This is a genomic window from uncultured Capnocytophaga sp. (genome assembly GCF_938029845.1).
Taxonomy (GTDB): Bacteria; Bacteroidota; Bacteroidia; order Flavobacteriales; family Flavobacteriaceae; genus Capnocytophaga.
In genome coordinates, this window is sequence record NZ_CALHGG010000017.1 from 1 (window position 1) to 3,595 (window position 3,595).

At 33.1% G+C, this 3,595-nt stretch carries 4 protein-coding genes; all 4 read right to left on the reverse strand.

Going from position 1 to position 3,595, the window contains the following annotated elements:
* Window positions 1-1,787 (reverse strand): type VI secretion system baseplate subunit TssF (locus Q0625_RS01060; protein WP_298823057.1); only part of this gene is annotated, 1,787 nt, incomplete at its 3' end.
* A gap of 52 nt (window positions 1,788-1,839) precedes the next feature.
* Window positions 1,840-2,268: a GPW/gp25 family protein gene (locus tag Q0625_RS01065; protein WP_095900525.1), complete on the reverse strand. Its 429-nt coding sequence runs from the start codon at window positions 2,266-2,268 to the stop codon at window positions 1,840-1,842.
* Window positions 2,269-2,309: 41 nt separating this feature from the next.
* Complete coding sequence (locus tag Q0625_RS01070; protein WP_298823058.1) at window positions 2,310-3,008, reverse strand: hypothetical protein; 699 nt, start codon at window positions 3,006-3,008, stop codon at window positions 2,310-2,312.
* A gap of 36 nt (window positions 3,009-3,044) precedes the next feature.
* Window positions 3,045-3,595: hypothetical protein (locus tag Q0625_RS01075; protein ID WP_298823059.1), on the reverse strand; the 551-nt coding region annotated here is incomplete at its 5' end.

Sequence of the window (3,595 nt, forward strand, 5' to 3'; positions counted from 1 at the left end):
AACTTAATCAAGAAACTATCCTTTAAGTATTCCCATTCTGTTTCACTTACTTCTACCTCTTTGTTTTTATTTAGGTAAATATCTATAGTTCTTTTGAACCCCCCTTTGAGAGAGACATCTTTTTTAGTACCTTTTTGTACTTCCAATCCTTTGATCGTATGTTTGAAATGGCTTTTAGCAAAGGTTTTTACATCGGCAATGGTAACAATCCTACCTCGTGAGAGTAAGGTGCTACGATATTCTAAAATCTTATCAAATGTAGTGAGTCCTCGTCGCCCCCCAAAAGAAGGTCTTATAGTAATAGCACTTTTAATAGCTGTTTTATTACTTTTATCACACTCTAATGAAACTCCCGTTTTTATATCATTTCCCTCTTCTCCTGCTGTATGCCAATAGGAAAAAGTAAAACTCTTATCTAATTCTCTATTCATTGAGGAAATAATTAGAAAAGGATTTGTATTCAATGAAAGATTTCGTTTGTTTATATTTTGGTAAATAGAAGCCAAATTTTGACCTATCTGTCTTAGTTCTGCATCAATAGCGAAGTCATTTCCTATAGCTGAAAAAGAGGCTGTTTCATCTCTTATCAATCTTAATGTATGCTGTAATTGACCTAAAGCATTTTGTTCATCAAAACGAGCTACACCTCCACGCCTTAAAACAAAAGAAACATTGTCATCCGTACTTTCTTGGTAATCCTTTACCTCATATCTCCTTCCATCATCATCAGAAATGTAATCTATATCTAAAAAGGTATTATCACCAATGATAGGATAAATAGTTAGCTGCCCTTTTATGCGTTTGGTCTTTTTAGTGTTGTACATATTGACAACGGGGATACAGTTTAGAGCAATGCGTACATTCTCTAATACCTTTGGAGTAATAACCTCGTAGAATTTAAAGCATAACCAAACAATATCTTTTTCAGTAGCAATACGATCGTTAAAAAAGTAATTCTCTATAAAAGAAACTATGTTAGTATCTCCATCTTCTTCCTTTTTAGGACAAATACTTCCTTTTAAAGTAAAAAAATTTCCTTGATAAAATTGATTCACCTCATTGTAGATAGCATCTATTCCAGCATAATTCTTAGAAATTACCTCTTCGTATTCTAGATTGTTTGTAGGTATATTGTATCCTTCTACTAATTCATATTCTTTATCTCCACAGAACACTTTTACTTGCTGCAAGTAATAATTGAAAAACTCCTTTTGTTCCTTGTTATTTATATCTATATAAAAACATAAATCCTCTAATTTTTCTACCTCTGGGGCGTGTAGTCCCACCCAAAACTCTCCAGAAGGGATGTTTCTATCTGATTGGTCTACCTCTTCTTGGTAAAAAAAACTTTCTTGTTGCAGTATTTTATTGCCAAAAACTAAATATTTTACCTGAGCAGTAGTGAGTTTCATTTCTAAAGTAGGGCTGAAAAAGATATTCATTGTTTTTACCTCAGTAGGGCTATATAAATTCTGTATCCGTTTAACAGCCTTAAAATGATTATATCGTGATATTTGCACATTATTTTCTACTGGAGTAAGTTGCAGAAGTGTCTGAGATGGAGTGATACCGGTAACTTCATCTGGAAAAATTACCTCAAGAATACGCTCAGTAATCCTTGTACGAGAATTTTCTTGTTCAAAGTGTAACTTTTCGAGTTCTGATGCACAAGCTGAAAGAATAAGCTCTAAAACTGGGTCAAAAGCGCTTTCTGATTCTAATTCACTATAGCCCCACATTTTTGAAGCTCTTTTTAGCATTCTATTTTTTATCTGATCTTGTTTCATGGTTCAGTATTTCTTATATTTTTCAAAGGTTTGAAAAGTCAATATAAAAAAATCAATAAGACAAAGGACTTACAAAAAACGAGTTTTTGAAAGTATAAGGACGATTGGTCTCTAAAACAATTGCTTTTATAGAGACTAATACTTTTTTCTTTATTCGTTTCTTTTCTAAGTTCCCCAAATCTTGCTCTGTAATAGTTACTTCTATATCTTGTGTTGTAATACGTTTTTCATGTTGTGCAATACTATTCTTTAGACTTTGTGCCACAAAGGCTTTTAGTTCATTATCACTCTTGAGTAGATCAAAATCCGAGTCCCACAGTTCACAACCATAGGTCTCATCAAACTTACATTCCCCAAAAGTGGTGGTTATTAGGGTGTAAATAGATTGAGAGATAGAATCTTCTAAAGCTATTTTAGCAAGGTCTTGCTTTTTCATCAAGCCTTCAAAATCAATGGGGAGTTTGTAATATATCCCTTTCATAAATATGAATTGTAAGTGTTTAGTGTAACTTTTCTAATAATTTACAAATAAATGAGTTTTTGAACTTTTCCTTTGTTATCAAAAGAGAATTCTTTGGCTATTTTTGTTCGTTTGACAACTTGTAGCATTACTTTTGGGGTAAGCTTTAGCATCTTTTCTCGATAGGAAATATCTCCTATAAAACTTTGTCCTTCATTTTTGTCTACAATAATAAAGTAACTATCTATATCTGTAGGTTTTGTAAAGTTTTCTAAGCTCCCTGCATAGATAAGGAGTTTCTTATCTCCACTTTGAAACTGATAGGACAAAGAATCGTTGGACAATTTGCGATAACCAGATAGTTCGAAACTCTCTATGTTGTCTTTTTCAGGTTCAAAGGCTATGTTTTCATACAAGAAAGTAGTTTTGTCAAAACGTTTAATACCTAAGAATGAAAAAATACTTTTTTGGATAGTTTCTTTTTTAAAGGTAAGGAAGTCACGAGTGACCTGAAAAGTTTTTATTTCTTCAGTTTTGTCGTCTGTAACGGTAAGTTTGTAGGTAGGAAGTTCTACCCAATGGTCGTCTATTTTTAGTTGAACACTTCCTATGGGTTGTTCTGAAATGAGGAGACTGATGGTGTGTTTTTGAAAATGGGTATCGGTACGCACCACTACCTTATCGGCATCTCTATCATTCCATTTTTCTGACAGATAGCGGTCTTCATATCGCAGTGTTAGTTTTACTTCAGGTAGTGGCATAGTGTTGTTTTTGTATTTTATGTTTGTTTATTCCTATCAGTTCAGCTGCTTATACCTTCTTAGGCATTGTATCAGGTTGGTAATTTCATTGTCCTGCTTAGGGCTTATCAAAAACTCATAGTTCTTATGATAGGTATAAATAGTGATTTTTGTTATTTCCTTAAAAACAATCTCATCTATCTCTTTACTACTCAGTTTATGAGCAAAATTTCCTTCACAGTTAATTGGAAATTGGTTTTTGAGTGTAATGCGCTCGCCTGTAGAGAAAAAAACATCAAAGTTTTTTTCTTTCTTTAAGCAAACAGACTCTTCTAACAATTTGACATACAAGAATAGTCGCTCTCCTCTACGTCCAAATTGGAATACTCCATAAGAGAGTGTGTCCTTATTGGTTCGTAAATACAAAGGTTGTGCACTTGCAAAACGCCTCCCTTTGAGCTTTTTATGTCCTTGTACTATCTTGCAATTGATAGTAACAGCTTCTTTGGGGTTCTTTGAGATGATTTGCAAACTATCCTGTTTTTTCTCCTGCTGAGAAAAAACAATAGATGAGAAGCATATAAAGCCTAAGAAGGAAAGTAAACATT